This is a genomic window from Streptomyces sp. NPDC045956 (assembly GCF_056430705.1).
On sequence record NZ_JBWKKZ010000001.1, the window covers coordinates 397,021 to 416,978 of the forward strand.

The following is a 19,958-nucleotide window of genomic DNA, read 5'->3' on the forward strand; positions in this document are numbered from 1 at the left end:
GTGGGTTGCGCCATCCTTCCACGTGGCGCGTACCGAACGCGATGTCCATTTCCCGCCGGTGCGTGCCCCGGGCGGGCGCGAGCCTGGGGCCATGCAGCACCACACCGCACGGCCCGTTCCACCGGCCGTCCTGAAGGACCTGCGCACCACCGACGACGCGGGCCGTGTCCCCGCCCCGTTCACCGACCGGGAGGGCGGTGCCCCGCTGCGCTGCTGCCTGCGCCGCAGCCGCCCCGGGGAGAGGATCGCGCTCGTCTCGTACGCCCCGCTGCGCCGTTGGGCCGCGGCGGCCGGCGCCGACCCGGGCGCCTACGACGAGCAGGGCCCGGTCTTCGTCCACGCCGAGGAGTGCGCGGGGCCGGAGGCGGACGGCCTCGCCTTCACCGGCGCGCACCGGGTCCTGCGCCGCTACTCGGGCGACGGGCGCATCCTCGGCGGGCGGCTGGTCGGGGACCCCGACGGGTTCGCGCCCGCCCTCCGGGAAGCGTTCGACGACCCGGCCGTGGAGTTCGTCCACGTCCGGGCCGTCGAGTACGGCTGCTTCCTCTACGAGGTGCGGCGGGGCTGGTTCCCCCACGAGGTGCGGCGCGACTAGCCCTTCAGCTCCGCCGCCACCAGCTCCGCGATCTGCACCGCGTTCAGGGCCGCGCCCTTGCGCAGGTTGTCGTTGGAGACGAACAGCGCGAGGCCGTTGTCGACGGTCTCGTCCTGGCGGATGCGGCCCACGTACGAGGGGTCCTGGCCGGCCGCCTCCAGCGGGGTCGGCACCTCGGTGAGCGCGACGCCGGGGGCACCGGCCAGCAGCTCCTTGGCGCGCTCGACGCTGACCGGGCGGGCGAAGCGGGCGTTGATCTGGAGGGAGTGACCGCTGAAGACGGGCACCCGCACGCAGGTGCCGGAGACCTTCAGCTCCGGGATCTCCAGGATCTTGCGGGACTCGTTGCGGAGCTTGTGCTCCTCGTCGGTCTCGTGCGAGCCGTCGTCGACGATCGAGCCGGCCAGCGGCAGCACGTTGTACGCGATCGGCGCCACGTACTTGTCGGGCTTCGGGAACTCCACCGCCGAGCCGTCGTGGGTGAGCTTGGGCGCGTCCGCGCCGACCTTCTGGACCTGCTCGAACAGCTCGTCCACGCCGGCCAGGCCCGAGCCGGACACGGCCTGGTAGGTGGCGACGACCAGCGCCTGGAGCCCCGCCTCGGCGTGCAGCGGACGCAGCACCGGCATCGCGGCCATCGTGGTGCAGTTCGGGTTGGCGATGATGCCCTTGGGGCGGTCGGCGATCGCGTGCGGGTTCACCTCGGAGACCACCAGGGGGACCTCGGGGTCGAGGCGCCAGGCGGAGCTGTTGTCGATCACGACCGGGCCCTGGGCGGCGACCTTCTCGGCCATCGCCCTGGAGGTGGCGCCGCCCGCGGAGAACAGCACGATGTCCAGGCCGGAGTAGTCGGCGGTGGCCGCGTCCTCCACCGTCACACCGTCCAGCTCCTTGCCGGCGCTGCGGGCCGAGGCGAACAGGCGCAGCTCGGTGACCGGGAAGTCGCGCTCCACGAGGATCCTGCGCATGACCGTGCCGACCTGACCGGTGGCTCCGACGATTCCGACCCTCACAGTGACTCCTTCTCCGTTCGTGCCCGTGTCTCCACGTGCGTTGTGCTCGGCCGAGACTTTTCCATCATGGGGCTCAGTCCGGCCCGCCTGTCCACTTCTTTGCGCGGGGTGCCCGCACCGTGGGACGCGGCACCGCGGTCAGCGGGCACCGTCCTGCCCGGGAAGCCCCCGCTGAGCTGCAGAAATTCCCCTCGGGCGGCCACCGCGCCGCAAGCTGTGCTGTTCCGTCCCTGCCCATCCCCTCCGGACCCACACGACGATGTGACATACGCCTCGCATCCGAAAGCGGCCCGTACGGGCGAACGTTTCGGGCCCCGCCGGCGTCCTAGGGGAAACGCGGCGAGGGGAGGGGTGGCTGTGCTGGGCAGAAGGGCCCGCCGCGGTCAGGGGGAGGCCGTGCTCGACGACCCCCTGGACGCGGCCCAGGAACGCCGGGTGCGGGCGGTGCTCGCGCTCGGCGGGGTGCCGCAGGCGGACCTGCCGGACGGGGTGCAGCAGGTCCGCCTGCGGCTGCTGGAGCGCACGGCGAGCGGACGGGAGGCGCCGCGCGACGTGTCCGCGTGGGCGGCGGTCGTCGCCTCCAACCTGGCCATGGACTGGCACCGGGCCAGGCGCCGCCAGGACCGGCTGGGTGAGCGCCTCGCCGCGCTGCGCCAGACGGAGCACCCCTCCGGGGAGGACACCAGCGTGCTCTCCCTCGCCGTCGCCCAGGGCCTGGACGAGCTGCCCGACGCCCAGCGCCAGGTCGTCGTCCTGCGCTTCTACGCCGATCTTCCGGTGCGCGGCATCGCCGAGGAGCTGGGGATACCCGAGGGCACGGTCAAGAGCAGGCTGCACACGGCGGTACGGGCACTGCGGGCCCGCCTGCACGAGGACGAGGTGGTGTGAGATGGCCGCCGGAGAGCATCCCGCCGGGCAGCATCCCGCGGGGGACGACGCGCTGATGGCCGCGATCACGGGTGAGCCGCTGCCGCCCGGGGCGGACGCGGACGCTGAAGCCGCGTACCGGTCGGCGACGGCCGACGTGGCGCTGCTGCGCGAGCAGCTGGGCGCCCTCGGACGGTCGCTGGGCGAGCCGCCCCCCGCCCGCGACGCCACCCCGGTGACGCGGCCCGCCCGCCGCTCCCGGCGCCGTCCCTTCGCCCTGGCCCTCGGCACCCTCGCGGTGGCCTGCGCCGGCGCGCTGATGACGGGGCTGGGGTGGCTGGTCGTGCAGGGCGGCGGCGGCACGGCCGACACGGGGGCCGGCAGCGCCGCCGCCGACGACAAACGGGCCGGTTCCGCCGAGGCGGGGATCGCCTTCGGCAGCCCCCGCTACCTGGCCTGCGCACGGGTGGTGGCCGAGGGCACGGTGACCGGCGCCGAACCCCTGCCGGGCACCGGAAGGCACCGGATCACCCTGGACGTGACCCGCTCCTACAAGCCGGAGGGACGGCCGGACCCGGCGGACACGGTGGACGCGACTGCGACGGCGGACCCGGCGGACGAGCCGATGACCTTCGTCCTGGACGACACCACGGCCCGCCTGTCGGCCGGGGACCACGCGCTGATCGGCGTCCCCCGGTACGGCGACACCGCGGACACCGTGATCACCGGCGAGGCGGCCGTCGCCGCCGAAGGTGCCCGGATCACCGCGTCCCTGCCCGAGGCCCGCACCCTCACCTGCGACTGACCTCCGGGCGTCCGGGACGCGCGAAGGGCGGGCGCCCCGCGGAGCGCCCGCCCTCCGGGGTGTCGTACCGGACTACGGCACGACCTTCCCGATCCGCACACTGCCGAGGCCCGCGGCGGTGCCGTGGGCGTTCACCAGCTGGACCCGGCCGAAGAACTCACGGCCCTCGGGGGCCGCGGCCAGCGCCGTGACGCTGCCGGTGACGGTCGCCGAGGCGCCCGTGCCGAGCTTCACCGGCGCCGAGCCCTCCACCGCGACCGAGCCGAGGGAGGCGGCGAAGTACACGTCCCGGTAGTCGTACTCCGTGGTGCCCGACGGCACCGCGTAGCCCACGACCTCGACGGTGTAGGCGCCGGCGGCCGGCTTCGGCAGCGAGACCGTCTCCTCCGAGTCGCCGTCGGCGGACTGGCCGACGACGTTGCCGTCCTCGTCGTACACCGTCAGGTCCAGGTCGGCGGCCGCGTCGGAGACGCCGCCGATGGCCACGTCCAGCGACTCGGCGCCCTCGGGCACCTGGACCGTGGAGGTCCGCGTCTCACCCTGCCGGATCGCCGGACGGGCCGTCTCGGCCGAGCCCAGCGGCCCGCCGGTCAGCCGGCCCTCGATCGGGGCGAAGTGGTTCGTCACCTTCCAGGACGCGTCGGCCGGGACACCGGCCTTCGCCTCGGGCACGGTCACGACCTCGGGGTCGAAGCCGGCGCCGAGGACGGCGACGTCCAGCCGGTACGGGTTGTCCAGCAGCGGCGAGGTGCGCCGCGACTCGACCTCGATCTCCCAGACGCCGGGCTGCGGGTCGGCGTACGCGCGTACGTCGGGCCGGCAGCCGTTGCCGTCGAGGTAGTTGTTGTAGCAGTACGGCGTGGAGGTGTTGTCGACCGGGACGCCGTAGGGGTGGATGGCGATGAACCGGGTCTGGCTGCCGTTCTTCAGCCCGCTCATCGCCACCTCCAGCGCCTGCGCGCCCTCGGGGACGGTCACGAAGTACGACTCGGTGCTGTTGCGCTGCACGGAGTCCTTCGCGGAGAAGTCGTAGGCGAGCGGGGCCGAGGCGACGACCGTGGTCAGGACCAGCTTGTCGGTGCCCTCGGTGCGCGGGTCGTCGACCTCCAGGACCGCGCTCTTGATCCCCTGTGAGCCGGGCCTGGCCTCCACCCGGACGGTCACCGGCTCGTTCAGCGGCAGCCGCACCACGTCCGAGCCGACGATCCGGAAGGTGCGCCCGGCGTTGTTCTCGAAGTGCAGCTCGTGCCGGATCGCCTGGTCGGCGCCGGAGGTACGGGTGAGCGTGATCTCGTACGTCTTCTTCCCGCCGGCCTTCAGGCCGCCCTCGCGGTCGTAGAGGCCGGTGCCGCGGCCGGGGGTCTTCAGGAACTGGTCGATCGCGGTGTCGACCGGCGCCTGGACCGTGTACTCGTGCGCGGTGGCGCCCTTGCGGATCGCGCGCCAGGCGTCGGGGACGTTGATCAGGCCCGCGCCCTGCTCGTAGGCCTGCGCGCCCGCGATGCGGTCGGCGGTGGAGGTCAGCGCCGTGCGCAGCTTCGCCGGGGTGAGGTCGACGCCGGCCTGCTTCGCGGCCGACAGGAGCAGCGCGGAGGCGCCGGCGGCCTGCGGGGACGCCATCGAGGTGCCCTGGAGCATGCCGTAGCCGGCGGGCAGGGCGTAGCCCGCCTCGGCGACCGGGGCGCCGGGCGCCCAGGTCTGGATGGTGTTCACCGCGGCGCCGGGGGCGGTCAGCGTCGGCGTGAAGCCGCCGTCCTCACGCGGGCCGCGCGAGGAGAACGGCATCATCGCGTACTTCTTGCTCACCACGGAGCCGTAGTTGGCGGCCCAGGTCTCGCGGGAGATGGACGCGCCGACCGAGATCACCTTGTCCGCGAGGGCCGGGTCGCCGATGGTGTTGGCGCCGGGGCCGGAGTTGCCCGCGGAGATCACCAGCTGGACGCCGTAGGTGTCGATGAGGCGCGTGTACAGCGTGGCGCGCGCGTTGTTGCCGTCGTTGAGGGCGGGCAGGCCGCCGATCGACATGTTGACGATGTCGACGCCCCGGTTGACGACGAGGTCGATCATGCCCTCGGTGAGCGCGACGTTGGTGCAGCCGCCGCTCCAGGTGCAGGCGCGCGAGGAGACGATCTTCGCGCCGGGGGCCGCGCCGTTCATCCGCCCGCCGAACAGGCCGTTGGCGGCGGTGAGGCCGGCCACGTGGGAGCCGTGCGAGCCCTCGATGACGCCGATGTTGACGAAGTCGGCCTTGTCCCCGGCCGCGTTGCGGACGACGTCCTCGCGGATCTCGACGACGAAGGGCTGGCGCTCGGCCACGTCCGTCGCCGGGTCGTCGGTGCCGAAGTACCCGACCTGGAAGCCGTCCTTGTACGGCTTCATGGGGGTGTCGTCGGCGAAGTCGTGGTTGCCGTTCAGGTCGACGCGGACGGTGCCGGCCGCCTTGTCGTACAGCACGCCCCAGGAGTCGGTGGTGTCGCCGTCCCGGTTGGCGTCGCCCGCCGCGTCACCGCCGAGGGTGTACGACTCCAGGAAGGTGCTGACCCGGTACGAGCCCGCCGGGGCCGTCCAGGTCTCCCCGCCGTAGGTGAAGGTCGGGCCGGAGACGGCGGTGTCCATCGGGCGCCAGGTCCGGTCGCCGTCGACGACCGGGTCGGTCGCGGTGACCCAGTCGACGATCTTGCGCTCGCCGGTGGTGGTCTTCTGGAGCGCCGGGTGGCCGAGGTCGACGCCCGAGTCGAGGACGCCGATGGTGATGCCGCGGCCGTCCGCCTTCGGGTTCTTCTTCACGAAGTCGACGGCACCCGTCTCGAAGGACGGGTTGTACGGGTTCTCGGCGGGCGTCCTGCGGTCCGGCGCGGGGTAGGAGCGGCCCTGCCGCGCGGCGCCCTTCGCCGCGTCCGCGGCCGGCGTCGGGTCGTCCAGCGGGATCTCGTCGCGCAGGTCGATGCCCTGCACGGAGGAGAGCTTCGCGGCGGCGGCGATGGCCGCGTCCGCCTTGCCGGTGGGCACGGTGGCGCGGACGTAGCCCAGCGCGTCGTAGGTGCGGCCGACGGAGCCGCCGCCGACCGCGTCGAGCTGCTGCGCCACCTGCTCGGTCCGGCCCGGCGCGGTGGCCACCATCATGGTGACGTTCTTCGTGCCCTCGGCCTTCGCCTCGGCGAGCAGGTCCGCGTCGGCGGAACCGAGCTTGTCGTGCGCCGACTTGACGGAGGTGTCGACCGGCGGGGCGGTGCCCGGACCGTCGGCGGCGAGGGCCACGGGTATCGGTCCGACGGCACAGAGCGCGGCGACGAGGCCCGTGGCCACGGTCAGGCGGGCCGCGCGTCTCGCGCCCGTGATCGGTGCGCGCTGAGGGGTGTGGGTCATCGGCATCCCTTGTAGGTAAAGGAACGTGCGTGGACGACCGGGGCCGATCGGTGCTGGCCGCGGGCAGTCCGGAATACGATCCCGGACGACCGCTCAGCTTTACGCAACGGATCACTCTTTGGGGAGAGTTGTCCGGGACGGGGCGAAGCCATGGCGTACTTCCGCCATGCGCCACCGGGGACGTAAGGGGTGTCCTGTGACATTCCCGTGGGTCGGCGTCGCCGTGTGGAGCGCGCTGCCGGGCCGCGTCCGCGAGGACCCGGGCCGCGTGCCCGAGGAGGGGCCGCGTGCGCGAGGAGGGGCCGCCGGAAACCCGGCGGCCCCTCCTCTCCCCTCCTGGCGACCGCCCCGGTCCGTCACTACCGGGGCAGCACCACGACGTACGCGGCGGGTTCCCTGTCCGCGGCCGCCATCAACGCGGTACGTACGACGGTCGCCTGGTGCTCCGCACCGTCCCGCAGCTTGCGCGGCGTCAGGTGCACGACCGTGACGCCCAGTCGTTCCAGGTGCTCGCGCTTGCGGGCGTGCTCGGCCCACTCGGCGTCGTCGTCCTGCTGCCGGTGGGCGCGGGTGTCCAGCTCCAGCGCCACGGAGTGCTCGGGCCAGTAGGCGTCCACCCCGCCGAGGTGGGGGCCGCCGGGCAGCCGCAGGTCGACGTTCCACACCGGTTCCGGCAGACCGTGCTCGCGCACCATCCGGTACAGGCGCCGCTCCGCGAGGGCCCGCCCCTCGGCGACCAGCGAGTCGACGGCGTCCACCACGTGCGGACGGCTGAGCAGCCGGGCCCGGCTCAGTTCCCGTACCACCGCCGCCGGTTCGCAGTGCCCGCCGCGCACCGCCTCCGTCAGCAGCAGGCGGACGACGTCCGCGTCCGACAGCCCCGCCACCGCGTCGGCCAGCGCCCGCGCCACCGGCGCCACCGGCACCCCGGTGACGTGCTCGGCGGTGGGCAGCGCCGTGGTCCGGACGATGCGGGCGCAGCCCGTCGTGCGCAGCCGGCGCAGCCTCGGCACCAGGACGTCGATGGCGTCCAGGGACGGCAGCGGGGGTGCGGCGCGGAAGCCGTGCAGCGTCAGTGCGGCCAGCCCCGTGATCATCGCCTCCGCGTAGGCCGGGACGGGCCGCTCGCGCCCGCCCGGCTGCACCGGCACCGAGGCCGGGACGCCGGCGGGGGAGCCGGCGGCCGTCGCGGTGCGCTCCCGCGCGGCGTACATCAGCACCGCGTGCAGGCGCTCCTCGCTGGTCGGCGGGCCCGCGTGGAGCAGGACGACATGGGGGAGGAGCTGCTGCCAGGGCCCGCCGGGACGGCACTGCTCCTCGGTCTCGGCGACGGAGACACCGTGCGCCCGCAGCTGAGTGACCGTCATCAGGCGGCGCCGGCCTTCGGCGAGGTGGTGGAGCGGGCGGGGGGAGAGCGGGGTGTTGTGCGTCATGACCGGGACCTTCCCGCGCCCGATCCGTCCCTTAACCGCTGTTACAAGCCCATCGCACAATCCGGACAAGGCCGCCCTAAAGGACGGGTGTTCGGATGCCGAAAACCCCTGGTCCGTCGGCGTGCGGCCCAGGGGTTACGGCTGCCGGTGACCGAATTCCGTAACGATGACGGAGAGCCCAATCATTGGCCAAAGATCGGCCTGTTCATCGCTCCGGGATCAGCGGTCCGGGATCAACGGCTCAGCGGCGGCTGCCGGCCGCCGCCGCGTCGCACGCCTGGCCCCGCAGCGCCCGCGCCAGGTCGTCCCGCGCCTCCAGCACCAGCCGGCGCAGCGCGGGCGCGGCGTCCTCGTGCGCGGACAGCCACGCGTCCGTCGCGTCGAGGGTGTCCCGGGAGTCCCGCAGGGACGGGAACAGCCCCCGCACCACGTCCATCCCGATCTGGATGGACCGCTCGGCCCAGACCCGCTCGATCGCCGCGAAGTACTTCTCGGCGTACGGCGCGACCAGCTCCCGCTGCGAGGGCTGCGCGAAGCCCGCGATGGTCGCCTCCACCAGCGCGTTCGACAACGCGTCCGACTCCACCACCTGCGCCCAGGCCTGCGCCTTCACCGCCGCCGACGGCCGGGCCGCCAGGCAGCGCACCTGGTGCCGCTTGCCGGAGGCGGTGTCGTCCCGGGCCAGCTCGGCGGCGAGCACGCCCTCGTCGGCGTGGCCGTGCGCGGCGAGCGGCTGGAGGAACGCCCAGCGCAGCTCCTGGTCGACGTCCAGGCCGTCGACCTTCTCGGTGCCGTCCAGCAGGCCGCGCAGCAACCGCAGTCCGGCCTCGTCGCCGGCCACCGCCGCGAAGAACCGCGCCCACGCCAGCTGCTGCTCGCCGCCCGGGGCCGCCTCCCGCAGCTCCCGCAGCGCGCCCTCGCCGAGCAGCCGCCCGCCGGTCTCCCGCCACTCGGGAGCCGCGTAGTGCACGAGCGCCGAGTGCGCCCAGGCGTGCAGCATCTGGAGGACCCCGATGTCCGACTCGCGCCCGGCGAAGCGCAGCACCAGGCCGGTGAAGTCCCGCGCCGGCAGCAGCGCGTCCCGCGTCATGTTCCACAGCGCCGACCAGCACAGGGCACGGGCCAGCGGGTCGGTCAGCGCGCCCAGGTGCTCGCGCAGCGTGGCCAGCGAGGTCTCGTCGAAGCGGGTCTTGCAGTACGTCAGGTCGTCGTCGTTGACCAGGACCAGCTCGGGCGCCTCGGCCCCGGCCAGCTCCGCCACCACCGTGCGCGGTCCGTCGACGTCCACCTCGGCGCGCGCGTACCGCTCCAGGGCGCCCTCGCCGGTGCGCCGGTACAGGCCCACCGCCACCCGGTGCGGGCGCAGTTCGGGGTGGGATTCGGCGGCCTCCTGCACCACCGCCAGCTCGTCCACCCGCCCCTCGGGGCTCAGCAGCACCTGCGGGGTCATCGCGTTGACGCCCGCCGTCTGGAGCCAGGACCGCGCCCAGGCGCTCATGTCCCGCCCGCTGGTCTCCTCCAGCACCGACAGCAGGTCGCCGAGGCGCGTGTTGCCGTACGCGTGCCGCTTGAAGTAGCGCCGGGCGCCCTCCAGGAAGGCGTCCTGCCCGACGTACGCCACCAGCTGCTTGAGCACGGAGGCGCCCTTGGCGTACGTGATGCCGTCGAAGTTCAGCTTGGCGTCCTCCAGGTCACGGATGTCGGCCGTGATCGGGTGGGTGGAGGGGAGCTGGTCCGCCCGGTAGGCCCAGGCCTTGCGGCGGTTGGCGAAGGTGATCCAGGCGTCCTTGAAGCGGGTCGCGCCGACGTTCGCGAAGGTGCCCATGAAGTCGGCGAAGGACTCCTTGAGCCACAGGTCGTCCCACCACTCCATGGTGACCAGGTCGCCGAACCACATGTGCGCCATCTCGTGCAGGATCACGTTGGCGCGGCCCTCGTAGGACGCCCGGGTGACCCTGCCCCGGAAGATGAACTCCTCGCGGAAGGTCACCAGCCCCGGGTTCTCCATCGCGCCGAGGTTGTACTCCGGCACGAAGGCCTGGTCGTACTTGCCGAAGGGGTACGGGTAGTCGAAGTGGTCGTGGAAGAAGTCCAGGCCCTGCTTGGTGACCAGGAAGACGTCGTCCGCGTCGAAGTGCGGCGCCAGCCCCTTGCGGCACAGGGCGCCGAGCGGGATCTCCAGCCGGGTGCCGTCCTCGAAGGTCCGCTCGTAGCGGTCCGTGACGTAGTGGTACGGGCCCGCCACGACGCAGGTGATGTACGTCGAGATCGGCTTCGTCTCCGCGAACCGCCACACCTTGTCGGAGCGCTCCCCGGTGCCGTTGCTCCACACCGTCCACTCCTCGGGCGCCCGCACCTCGAAGCGGAAGGGTGCCTTCAGGTCCGGCTGCTCGAAGTTGGCGAAGACGCGGCGGGAGTCGGCCGGCTCGTACTGGGTGTAGAGGTAGACCTCGCCGTCCTCGGGGTCGACGAAGCGGTGCAGTCCCTCGCCGGTGCGGGAGTAGGCGCACCGCGCGTCGACGACCAGCTCGTTGTCGGCGGCCAGGTCCTCCAGGACGATCCGGGTGCCGTCGAAGACCTCGCTCGGGTCGAGGTCGCGGCCGTTGAGGGACACGGCGGTCACGCTCGGCGCGATCAGGTCGGCGAAGCTGCTCGCCCCCGGCTCGTTGCAGCGGAAGCGGATCGTCGTCACGGAACGGAAGGTGCGGGGGCCGTCGCCCTCCGCGTCGCCGGTGGCCGAGCGCACGTCGAGGGACACGTCGTACCCGTCGACGGAGAGCAGGGCGGCCCGCTCCCGGGCCTCGTCGCGGGACAGATTCTCACCGGGCACGGGCGGCACTCCCTCGGGTGGTGTTCAGTATGCGGACAGCACCGATCCTGCCATGCGGCCCTGACGGGCGGCAGCCGGGAATGGCGGGAGTGACCGGTGGGTTGGCAGGAGAAAAGCACGGTTGCGCCACCTCCTGAGGAGAGACATGTCGGAGAAGACTCCCGTCGACTTCTGGTTCGACCCGCTGTGCCCGTGGGCCTGGATGACCTCCCGCTGGGTGCTGGAGGTGGAGAAGGTCAGGGACATCCAGGTGCGCTGGCACCTGATGAGCCTCGCCGTCCTGAACGAGGACAAGCTCGACGAGCTGCCCGAGGAGTACCGCGAGATGCTCGAGACCAAGGCCTGGGGCCCGGTCCGCGTGGTGGTCGCCGCCCAGGAGGAGCACGGCCCCGAGGTCCTCGGCGATCTCTACACCGCGCTCGGCACCCGCTTCCACAACCAGGGCGAGGGCCCGGAGAAGGAGACGGTCGCCGCCGCCCTGAAGGACGTCGGCCTGCCCGAGTCCCTCCTGGACCACTGGGACTCCACCCCGTACGAGCCGCAGCTGCGCGCCTCCCACCAGGAGGGCATCGACAAGGTCGGCCAGGAGGTCGGCACCCCGGTCATCGCCGTCCCCGGCGCCGACGGCGAGCAGGTCGCCTTCTTCGGCCCGGTCGTCACCCCCGCGCCCCGGGGCGAGGACGCCGCCCGGCTCTGGGACGGCACCCTGGCCGTCGCCTCCGTCCCCGGCTTCTACGAGATCAAGCGCACCCGCACCAAGGGGCCGGACTTCAGCAACCTGTAGGCCGGAAGGAGTCCGGCAGATCGAAGCCGGACCGCCAGTTGAAGTAGGACTGCACGCGCACGCACCCCGTACGGGCGCAGCGCCGGTAGGTGCCCAGGTCCGCCCTGGGCACCCGTCCCAGGGCGTACGCCCGCTCCGCGTCGTCGAGCGGCCGGAAGGCCTGGTCCGTGTCCCCGCAGTTGGGACACCGCCTGATCGGAAGACCCATGCGGGCCACTGTGGACCGGAACCCCTCCCACCGGGAAGCCTCCGGGCCCGGGCGGTCACCTGTTCCCGTCGGCCCCACAGGAAGCCCCCGCGAGTCACGTCCTCGCGGGGGCTTCCCTCATTCCGCCTGCCGCCGTGAAGGGTGAGAAGACGATCACGAGGCAGGACGACCCGGTGGCTCAGGCGCTCACGGCGCCAGCAGCAGCGTGTTCGTGCGGGACTTGGCGGCCTCGTAGCGCTTCGCCACGTCCTGCCAGTTGACGACCGCCCACATGGCGTCGATGAAGTCGACCTTCTGGTTCTTGTACTGGAGGTAGAAGGCGTGCTCCCAGGCGTCGAAGACCAGGATCGGGGTGGCGCCCTGGCCGACGTTGCCCTGGTGGTCGTAGACCTGCTCGACGATCAGGCGGCCGCTCAGCGGCTCGAAGGCCAGGACGCCCCAGCCGGAGCCCTGGGTGGTCGCGGCGGCCTTGGTGAGCTGCGCCTTGAAGCCGGCGAATGACCCGAAGGACTCGGCGATCGCGTCGGCCAGCTCGCCCACGCCGTCCTTGTCCAACGGTTCGCCGCCGCCGTCCCCGGTCATGTTGTGCCAGTAGATCGAGTGCAGGATGTGGCCGGAGAGGTGGAAGGCCAGGTTCTTCTCCAGGCCGTTGATCGAGCCCCAGGTCTCCTTGTCCCGCGCCTCGGCGAGCTGCTCCAGCGTGTCGTTGGCGCCCTTGACGTACGCCGCGTGGTGCTTGTCGTGGTGCAGCTCGATGATCTCGGGGCTGATCACGGGGGCCAGCGCGGAGTAGTCGTACGGCAGTTCAGGAAGCGTGTAGACGGGCATGGCGGATCCCCTCAGACCTCTTATTGCACAAAGCTTGCAAGTGCACGCTAGCAGCAAGAAGGCGCCCGTGGTGGTCGGCGGGGGCGCGCGGGCGTGCCGTGGCGCACGGAAAGGGGCCCCCGCCCGGATCGTCTCCGTGCGAGGGCCCCGAGTGCTCCGGGCGGCGGCTGGGCCGTGTCCGACTAGGCGCGGGCCCGCCGTCGCTGCCAGGCGTAGCCGGCGGCCGCCAGGACCAGCGTCATCGCGCCGGTCGAGTACAGCTGCACCCGCGTGTCCGGCTCGCGGGCCATCAGCACGAACACCGCGACCATCGCCGCCAGCGCCACCCACGTCAGCCACGGGAAGCCCCACATGCGCACGACCAGCTTCTCGGGCTCCTCCCGCTCCAGACGGCGGCGCAGCCGCAGCTGGGAGACGGCGATGAAGATCCAGACGACCAGGATGACCGCGCCGATCATGTTCAGCAGCCAGGCGAACACGTCGTCGGGCCGCCAGTAGCTGAGCAGCACGCACCCGAAGCCGAAGAGCGACGAGACGAGCACCGCGACCCGCGGCACCCCGCCCGAGACCCGGCCCAGCGCCTTCGGGCCCTGGCCGCGCTCGACCAGCGAGTAGCCGATGCGCGAGGCGCCGTAGATGTTGGCGTTCATCGCGCTCAGCAGCGCGACCAGCACGACGACGTTCATGAGCTGACCGGCGCCCGGGATGCCCAGCTCGTCGAGGGCGGCGACGTACGGGCCCTTCTCCACGACCTCCGCGGAGTCCCAGGGCACCAGGGTGACGATGACCGCCATCGAGCCGATGTAGAACAGCGCGATCCGCCACATCGCGGTCCGTACGGCGCTCGCCACGCCCTTCACCGGGTTCTCCGACTCGGCCGCCGCGATGGTCACCGTCTCCAGGCCGCCGTAGGCGAACACCGAGGCGAGCAGGCCGATGATCAGACCGTTGCCGCCGTTGGGCAGGAAGTCGCTCAGGTGCGAGGTGCCGGGGGAGTCGGTGCCCGGCAGGACGCCGGCGATCGCCAGCACGCCGAGGACGAGGAACAGCGAGATCGCGCCGACCTTGAGGGCGGCGAACCAGAACTCGAACTCGCCGAAGTTCTTCACCGCGGCCAGGTTCGTCCCGCAGAACACCACCATGAACAGGGCCACCCAGGCCCACTCGGGCGTGCCCGGCAGCCAGCCGTGGACGATCTGCGCGGCGCCGATGCCCTCCAGGCCCACGGCCGTGCACAGCAGTACCCAGAACGCCCAGCCGGCGGTGAAGCCGGCCCACGGCCCGATCGCCCGCTCGGCGTGCGCGGAGAAGGAGCCCGAGGAGGGATACGCGGCCGACATCTCGCCCAGCATCCGCATCACCAGCATCACGAGGAGACCGGAGAGGGTGTAGGCGACGACGATCGACGGCCCGGCGGCGGCGATGCCGGCCCCGGAGCCGACGAACAGACCGGCACCGATCACGCCGCCGAGGGCGATCATCGACAGGTGGCGCTGCTTGAGACCGTGGGAGAGCGAGGCGTCGTCGGACCGTGCCGGCGCCTCGGTGGTGCTGTTGGACATGGAGCGGCTCGTCCAATGCGTGGGGGGCAGGGAAAAAACGCCCACAGTCTCCGGCGTCGGCCCGGTCGGCGACACCGGTTGCCCACGATGCGGACGATCCCGATACGGAACGTAAGCGTCCGAATGCGAGATTCCGCTTCCGTGTGACGCGAGTGACGCTCACCTCCCCGTCACGGTGACCGGTGTCACCCCGGACCAGGTGTAGCCCGCGCCCTTTGTCGAGAGCCCACCAAGCGCGCGACCAGGCCTTTGTCGAGCACTGCTGGTGATCGGCCCGACCGCGCTGGGATAGCGTCGCGGAGTCCCGACATGTCCACACCACCGCGGAGTCCCCATGAGCACCGCTGCCGTCCCCGCCCCCTCCCGGCAGGTCCTCGCCGACCTCGTCCCCTCCTCCCGAGTCCGCGACGTCGCGCTCGTGGCCGGCGGTGCCGTGCTCACCGGCCTCGCGGCCCAGATCGCGGTGCCCGTGCCGGGCTCCCCGGTCCCGGTGACCGGCCAGACCTTCGCCGCGTTGCTCGTCGGCACCTCGCTCGGCGCACGCCGCGGCCTGCTCTCGCTCGCGCTGTACGCGCTGGTCGGCATGGCGGGCGTGCCGTGGTTCGCGGAGGGCGGCTCCGGCACCGGCGCCCCGTCCCTCGGCTACGTCCTCGGCATGCTGCTCGCCGCCACCGTCGTCGGAGCGCTGGCCCGCCGCGGCGCCGACCGCTCGATGCTGCGCATGGCGGGCACGATGCTGGTCGGTGAAGCGATCATCTACGCCGTCGGCGTCCCGTACCTGGCCCTCGCCGCGGACCTGTCCCTGAGCGCCGCCATCGCGGCCGGCCTCACCCCCTTCCTGCTCGGCGACGCCCTGAAGGCGGCCCTGGCGATGGGCCTGGTGCCCACCGCCTGGAAGCTGGTCGGCAAGCGCTAGGAAGCGGCGGCCGCACGCACGAAGGGGCCGGCCGGATCGCGATGCGATCCGGCCGGCCCCTTCGTGCGTTCCGCCGGCGGTCAGCTCCCGTCGGCGACGGCCTTGCGCGCGCCCAGCTTCTGCTTGACGACGGCGACGGCGAGCACGAGCGCCGCGACGAGCAGCGACAGCAGCACGGTCGTGCGCCCGTTGTTCTCGGTGTCGGTGAGCATGTAGCCGAGCACGAAGACGATGACGGCGGCGGCCACCCAGGTCAGGTACGGGAACAGCCACATCCGCACCACCAGCTTCTCCGGCGCCTCCGCCTGGATGATCTTCCGCATCCGCAGCTGAGAGAAGCAGATCACCAGCCACACGAAGAGCGCCACGGCTCCCGAGGAGTTGACGAGGAAGAGGAAGACGGAGTCCGGGAACTCGTAGTTGAAGAACACGGCGACGAAACCGAACACCACGGACACGAGGATCGCCGTCCGCGGCACGCCGCTGCGCGTGGTCCGGGCGAAGGCCTTGGGGGCGTCACCGCGCTGACCGAGCGAGAAGGCCATGCGGGAGGCCGTGTAGAGCCCGGAGTTCAGGCAGGACAGCACGGACGTCAGCACGATGAAGTTCATGATCTGGCCGGCGTTGGCGATGCCGAGCGAGTCCAGCGCGGCCACGTACGAACCCTTGTCGATGATCGACTGGGAGTCCCAGGGCAGCAGGGCGACCACGACGAAGATGGAGCCCAGGTAGAAGACGGCGATACGCCAGATGATGCTGTTGGTCGCCTTGGTGACGGCCCGCTGCGGGTCCTCGGACTCGCCGGCGGCCAGCGTGGGGATCTCGCTGCCCATGAAGGAGAAGACCACGAGCAGCACACCGGTCAGGATCGCCCCCGCCCCGTTGGGCAGGAACCCTCCGTGTTCCGTCAGATTGGCCAGCCCCGCCTGCTCGCTGTCGACACCCGGCAGCAGACCGAAGACGGCCAGCCCGCCGACCACGATGAACGCGGCGATCGCGACGACCTTGATCCCGGCGAACCAGAACTCGAACTCGCCGTAGGAGCCGACCGAGACGAGGTTGGTCGCCGTCAGCACCACCATCACGATCAGGGCCCAGCCCCACTGGGGCACGGCCGGTATCCAGCCTTCGAGGATCTTGGCGCCGGCGGTCGCCTCCACCGCCAGCACGACGACCCAGAAGAACCAGTAGAGCCAGCCGATGGAGAACCCGGCCCAGGGCCCGAGCGCCCGGTCGGCGTGCGCGGAGAAGGAACCCGAGGTCGGGTTGGCGGCGGACATCTCGCCGAGCATCCGCATCACCAGCACCACGAGGGTGCCGACGAGCGCGTACGAAAGAAGAATGCCGGGCCCGGCGGTGGCGATACCGGAGCTGGAACCCACGAACAGCCCGGCCCCGATGACACCGCCAATGGCGATCATCGAAAGGTGGCGGTTCTTGAGTCCGGCCTGGAGCCCGGTCCCGGGGTCTCCGGGACTGTCGGGGCCTTCCTCGGCCTTGGTCAGGGTCGGCTGCGAAGTCATGGGGTGGTTTTCCTTTGCGCCGGTCGAGCAGTTTCCCGTACGAGCGGTGTACGAGCCGGACCAGTGAAACGGAGGTGAACGAATTCGGGAACCTTTGATTCCGGATCGTTACTTGAGCTTTCCCTGAGCTTCCATTGTTTCACCTGGTCTTTTCCGACCCGACACCCGACGCTGCTGCCCCGTGGGGCGCGTGTCACACTCGTGGCATGCGCGTGTATCTCGGCTCCGACCATGCGGGCTACGAACTCAAGAACCACCTCGTCGAGTGGCTCAAGGCGGCGGGCCACGACCCCGTCGACTGCGGCCCGCACCTCTACGACGCCCAGGACGACTACCCGCCCTTCTGCCTCCGCGCCGCGGAGCGGACGGCCGCGGACCCGGGCGCCCTCGGCATCGTGATCGGCGGCTCCGGAAACGGCGAGCAGATCGCGGCGAACAAGGTGAAGGGCGTGCGCGCGTCGCTGGCCTGGAGCGAGGAGACCGCGGCCCTGGGCCGTCAGCACAACGACGCCAACGTCGTGGCCGTCGGCGCTCGCATGCACTCCCAGGAGGAGGCGACGAAGTTCGTCGAGACCTTCCTCGCCACGCCGTTCTCCGGCGACGAACGCCACATCCGCCGCATCGACATGCTCAGCTCCTACGAGACGACCGGCGACCTCCCGCCCATCCCGGCCCACCACCCGCAGCAGTAACCCCAGGTCCCGGCGCCCCCCCGGCGCACGAGCACCGGGGGAGCGCCCCGGACCTGGCGGGACGGAGGGGCCCGCGCTCACGACGGGCGCGGGGCCGGAGGCCGCCGCACCGACGCCCGGGCCCCTGACGCGCGCGGCTGCCGTGCCGTGCCGTGCCGTGACCGACCGACCGCCCGCCGGTCGGCTCGGCGCCGGACCGCCGTCCGGGCCGGGCGGCACGCCCACGCGAGCGGCGGCCCGGGCGCAGCCCCGGAGCAGACGCAGGAAGGACCACCCCGTGCCGGAAGGCCACACGATCCACCGGCTGGCACAGGACTACGCCGCCGCCTTCGCGGGCAGGACCGTGCGCGTCACCAGCCCCCAGGGCAAGTTCTCCGACGCCGCCGCGCTGCTCACCGGCACCGCGCTCACCCGCACCGAGGCCCACGGCAAGCACCTCTTCCTCGGCTTCCGCGACGAGGAGTGGGTCCACATCCACCTCGGCCTCTTCGGCAAGGTCACCTTCGGAGGAGCCCCCGCGCCCCCGCCCACGGACACCGTCCGCCTGCGCCTCGCCGACGACACCGCGTACGTGGACCTGCGCGGCCCCACCACCTGCGCCCTGATCACCGACGCCGAGAAGCAGGCGATACACGACCGCCTCGGCCCCGACCCCCTGCGCCCGGACGCCGACCCCGGCGCCGCGTACCGCCGCGTCTCCCGCAGCCGCACCACCGTCGCCGCCCTGCTCATGGACCAGAAGGTCATCGCCGGCGTCGGCAACGTGTACCGCGCCGAGGTCCTCTTCCGCCACGGCATCGATCCCTACCGCCCGGGCCGGGACATCACCCCCGTCGAATGGGACGCGATCTGGCACGACCTGACCGGCCTCATGCGGGAAGGCGTCCGGAACAACCGCATCGACACCGTCCGCCCCGAGCACACGCCCGAGGCCATGGGCCGCCCGCCCCGCGTCGACGACCACGGCGGCGAGGTCTACGTCTACCGCCGGGCACAGCAGCCCTGCCACCTCTGCGGCGACCCCGTCCGCACCGCGGACCTCGCGGCCCGCAACCTCTTCTGGTGCCCGACCTGCCAGCAGCGACCGAGCCGGGCGCACGAGCGGCGGACGTGACGATCCGCCACCGGACCGCTCCGTCGGAGGGAACGCCCCGCCGTCAGAACCCGTGCGGCAGCCACGGCGCCACGTCCGACCCGAACCCCACCGACGCCTCCGCCAGCGCGCCCGGCCGCACCTCCCGCACGCGCCCGGCCGCGGCCAGCGAGCCCAGGCTCACGCCGCCGAGGTAGGCCGCCCCCAACTCCCGCGCGGACAGGACGAGATCCGCCGCTGCGGACGTCCGCTCGCAGGTCGCCCCCTTCGCGTCCCCGCTGAGCCGCCAACGCCCCGCGTTCCAGGGGCAGAAGGCGTCCTCGACCTCCAGCACGACGTCCACCGGCGCCAGGTAGGTCCGCGCCGTCAGCGCCGCCGCAAGGTCCACCAGCCGTACGTACAACGCGTCCCGCACCGCCGGGCGGCACCGCCTGATGTCCGACACCTGGTACTGCCACTCCTCGTCGACCGGCCGTCCCCGCACGGCCAGCGTGGAGGTCAGGTCGATGCCGAACAGGAAGCGCCACAACGCCGCCCTGGTCGCCGGGTCCAGCCCGGCCAGTTCGCTCAGCGCCACCGTGCCCCTGGGCCCCTCGTCCCCCCAGGCCGGCCGCACCCGGAACCGCGCGTACCCCGTGACCTCGCCGCCGCGCCGGGCCACCACGCACTGGAGCGGAGAAGCTCCCTCCCGCCTGCTCTCCGGGTCCAGCAGCCCCACCCGCTCCCAGCCGGGCCGGCGCGCGAGCATCCCCGGCCGCCCGGGGACCAGCCGCGCGTACACCGCCTCGCAGGCGTCGAGCACCTCCTCGGGCGCCGCGTACCCGAGCCGTACGTCATCCGTGCCGTCCGGCACGGACAGCCGGACCCGGTCCGTGTCGATCTCCGCGTTGATCTGGTAGGTCGCGGCGCCGTACCCGAACCGGCCGTAGATCCCCGGTTCGGAGGCCGTCAGCACGGCCAGCGGTTCACCCCAGGACCGTACGTCGTCCAGCTGCCGCCGCATCATCGCCGTGAGCAGGCCCCGGCGCCGGTGCGTGGCGGCGACACTGACCATCGTCACGCCCGCCGCGGGCACCTCGGCCCCGCCCGGCACGGTCATCCGGAAGCCGAACGCCCCCGTGGTCCCGACGCACTCGTCGCGCTCCCAGACGCCGAGGGAGCGGTCCGTCTCGGTCAGGGCGTTGTACAGCTCCTTCTCCTCCGCCGACTCCGGCACCCCGCTGAAGGCCCGGATCAGCGTCTCGTACCACTGGCTCCACTCGTCCTGCCGCAGCACGCGCAGCTCGGTCGTCACATCGCGGTCCTCGCCCATGGACCATGCGTACCAGGGCCGCCCAGGACGGTCGAACCAATTTCCGCCAGGTTGCGGCGCGACGGCCGTACGTGAAGTTCACTGTGAAGTCAGGCCTCGGACGGGGGACAAGTGGGGCCTCCCGTGCCAAG

The 19,958-nt window shown here is 72.5% G+C and carries 16 protein-coding genes; 7 read left to right on the forward strand and 9 right to left on the reverse strand.

Annotated features, from left to right (window positions below; genetic code table 11):
* The first annotated feature begins 91 nt into the window (after nt 1-91).
* The gene (locus AC07FV_RS01735) at nt 92-595 is read left to right on the forward strand and encodes a DUF1203 domain-containing protein (RefSeq protein WP_479083901.1); all 504 of its coding nucleotides are present in this window, start codon (nt 92-94) and stop codon (nt 593-595) included.
* Here AC07FV_RS01735 and AC07FV_RS01740 read toward each other — a convergent pair.
* Nucleotides 592-1,608, reverse strand: coding sequence for an aspartate-semialdehyde dehydrogenase (locus tag AC07FV_RS01740; RefSeq protein ID WP_479083903.1), 1,017 nt, complete (start codon nt 1,606-1,608; stop codon nt 592-594). The two genes, AC07FV_RS01735 and AC07FV_RS01740, sit on opposite strands and share 4 nt — an antisense overlap.
* Before the next feature lie 351 nt (nt 1,609-1,959).
* Between AC07FV_RS01740 and AC07FV_RS01745 the strand changes: the two genes are divergently transcribed.
* Together AC07FV_RS01745 and AC07FV_RS01750 are read left to right on the forward strand one after the other, a co-directional pair.
* Nucleotides 1,960-2,496 carry an RNA polymerase sigma factor gene (locus tag AC07FV_RS01745; protein WP_479083904.1) on the forward strand — a complete coding sequence of 179 codons (537 nt, stop codon included), beginning with the start codon at nt 1,960-1,962 and terminating at the stop codon, nt 2,494-2,496.
* Nucleotide 2,497: 1 nt separating this feature from the next.
* Nucleotides 2,498-3,280 (forward strand): hypothetical protein, encoded by a 783-nt coding sequence (locus tag AC07FV_RS01750; protein ID WP_479083905.1) that lies wholly within the window; start codon nt 2,498-2,500, stop codon nt 3,278-3,280.
* Between the two features lie 72 nt (nt 3,281-3,352).
* On the opposite strand, the gene AC07FV_RS01755 is transcribed toward AC07FV_RS01750, so the two are convergent.
* The 3 genes from AC07FV_RS01755 to pepN all read right to left on the reverse strand — a co-directional run bounded on the left by AC07FV_RS01755 (nt 3,353) and on the right by pepN (nt 10,909).
* Nucleotides 3,353-6,646, reverse strand: a complete 3,294-nt coding sequence (locus AC07FV_RS01755) for a S8 family serine peptidase (protein WP_479083906.1) — start codon at nt 6,644-6,646, stop codon at nt 3,353-3,355.
* 359 nt (nt 6,647-7,005) lie between these two features.
* Nucleotides 7,006-8,079 (reverse strand): hypothetical protein, encoded by a 1,074-nt coding sequence (locus tag AC07FV_RS01760; protein WP_479083907.1) that lies wholly within the window; start codon nt 8,077-8,079, stop codon nt 7,006-7,008.
* Nucleotides 8,080-8,320: 241 nt separating this feature from the next.
* Nucleotides 8,321-10,909: an aminopeptidase N gene (gene pepN / locus AC07FV_RS01765; RefSeq protein ID WP_479083908.1), complete on the reverse strand. Its 2,589-nt coding sequence runs from the start codon at nt 10,907-10,909 to the stop codon at nt 8,321-8,323.
* A gap of 145 nt (nt 10,910-11,054) precedes the next feature.
* Here pepN and AC07FV_RS01770 point away from each other — a divergent pair, with 145 nt between their 5' ends.
* Nucleotides 11,055-11,693 carry a mycothiol-dependent nitroreductase Rv2466c family protein gene (locus AC07FV_RS01770; protein WP_356603425.1) on the forward strand — a complete coding sequence of 213 codons (639 nt, stop codon included), beginning with the start codon at nt 11,055-11,057 and terminating at the stop codon, nt 11,691-11,693.
* Here AC07FV_RS01770 and AC07FV_RS01775 read toward each other — a convergent pair.
* The 3 genes from AC07FV_RS01775 to AC07FV_RS01785 all read right to left on the reverse strand — a co-directional run bounded on the left by AC07FV_RS01775 (nt 11,680) and on the right by AC07FV_RS01785 (nt 14,291).
* A complete protein-coding gene (locus AC07FV_RS01775) occupies nt 11,680-11,901 on the reverse strand; it encodes a hypothetical protein (RefSeq protein ID WP_479083910.1) in 222 nt (73 codons plus the stop codon). The two genes, AC07FV_RS01770 and AC07FV_RS01775, sit on opposite strands and share 14 nt — an antisense overlap.
* 186 nt (nt 11,902-12,087) lie before the next feature.
* On the reverse strand, nt 12,088-12,729 hold the full coding sequence (locus AC07FV_RS01780) for a superoxide dismutase (RefSeq protein WP_383640926.1): 642 nt from the start codon (nt 12,727-12,729) through the stop codon (nt 12,088-12,090).
* Between the two features lie 182 nt (nt 12,730-12,911).
* Entirely contained in the window at nt 12,912-14,291 is a 1,380-nt protein-coding gene (locus tag AC07FV_RS01785; protein ID WP_361016466.1) for an amino acid permease, read from the reverse strand.
* Nucleotides 14,292-14,625: 334 nt separating this feature from the next.
* Between AC07FV_RS01785 and AC07FV_RS01790 the strand changes: the two genes are divergently transcribed.
* On the forward strand, nt 14,626-15,207 hold the full coding sequence (locus AC07FV_RS01790) for a biotin transporter BioY (protein ID WP_356603419.1): 582 nt from the start codon (nt 14,626-14,628) through the stop codon (nt 15,205-15,207).
* Nucleotides 15,208-15,287: 80 nt separating this feature from the next.
* Here AC07FV_RS01790 and AC07FV_RS01795 read toward each other — a convergent pair whose 3' ends face one another.
* The gene (locus tag AC07FV_RS01795; protein ID WP_479083911.1) at nt 15,288-16,730 is read right to left on the reverse strand and encodes an amino acid permease; all 1,443 of its coding nucleotides are present in this window, start codon (nt 16,728-16,730) and stop codon (nt 15,288-15,290) included.
* Nucleotides 16,731-16,936: 206 nt separating this feature from the next.
* Between AC07FV_RS01795 and AC07FV_RS01800 the strand changes: the two genes are divergently transcribed.
* Together AC07FV_RS01800 and AC07FV_RS01805 are read left to right on the forward strand one after the other, a co-directional pair.
* Nucleotides 16,937-17,422, forward strand: coding sequence for a ribose-5-phosphate isomerase (locus AC07FV_RS01800; protein WP_479083913.1), 486 nt, complete (start codon nt 16,937-16,939; stop codon nt 17,420-17,422).
* 277 nt (nt 17,423-17,699) lie between these two features.
* Entirely contained in the window at nt 17,700-18,536 is an 837-nt protein-coding gene (locus tag AC07FV_RS01805; protein WP_479083915.1) for an Fpg/Nei family DNA glycosylase, read from the forward strand.
* Between the two features lie 43 nt (nt 18,537-18,579).
* Here AC07FV_RS01805 and AC07FV_RS01810 read toward each other — a convergent pair whose 3' ends face one another.
* Nucleotides 18,580-19,827, reverse strand: coding sequence for a GNAT family N-acetyltransferase (locus tag AC07FV_RS01810; protein ID WP_479083917.1), 1,248 nt, complete (start codon nt 19,825-19,827; stop codon nt 18,580-18,582).
* Nucleotides 19,828-19,958: the final 131 nt, after the last annotated feature.